Below are 702 nucleotides of genomic sequence, written 5' to 3' on the forward strand. Positions count from 1 at the left end.
ACCATCGTCACCTGGGTTCGGTGCTACTGGCAAGTCAATGTGGCTTGTGTCTTTGCCTGGCTCGCTGTTGTAGTTGTCACCTTTCGGGCTTTCTGTTTTCGCAGTCACCGTTAAGTCTTTACCATTTTCTGGCAACTCATTCTTAGGAATGGTGACTGTAACGCCCTCTTTGATGTCTTTATCTGTCAGCTCTTTCTCAAAATCAGGTTGACCGTCACCGTCGGTGTCCACTTTTAAGGTGTCACCTGCTTTCGGTGGGTTTTTCGGGTCAAACGTGATTTTCACTTTCACACCGTCGTCAGCTTCGTTGCCGTTGATGGTTTCGTCATCACCGTCTTGGATCACAACGGTCGGTGCTGCTGGTTTGTCATCATCTGCCGCAACTGGGTCTGGTGTTGCTGGTGTTTTGCCATCTTCTTCACCTTTCACGCTGACGTTGCCGCCATCTTTAACCGCATCTGGATCGATGGTGACTTTACCAGTGTCTTTATCAACGTGTACGCCTTCAGGCAATTCGCCTTCTGGTTTCCATTCACCACTGTCTGGGTCTTTGTTGATCACAACTTTGTTTGGCTTGTCGTCTTCACCTGGGAAGTCGATAGTCACTTTGTTGTTATCTTCACCTGGCTCAACAATCATGCCGCCTTGGTGATCTGGGTCTTGTTTAACCGTTGGATCGTTTGCTTTTTCTTCCGCTGGTTT

The 702-nt window shown here is 48.4% G+C and carries 1 protein-coding gene; it reads right to left on the reverse strand.

The window, feature by feature from the left end; translation table 11 throughout:
- Nucleotides 1-702, reverse strand: a 702-nt coding sequence (locus tag HPC37_RS10805) for a hypothetical protein (RefSeq protein ID WP_208123105.1), incomplete at both ends; no start/stop codon positions are given.

This window comes from Spirabiliibacterium mucosae, assembly GCF_014884965.1.
Lineage (GTDB): Bacteria > Pseudomonadota > Gammaproteobacteria > Enterobacterales > Pasteurellaceae > Spirabiliibacterium > Spirabiliibacterium mucosae.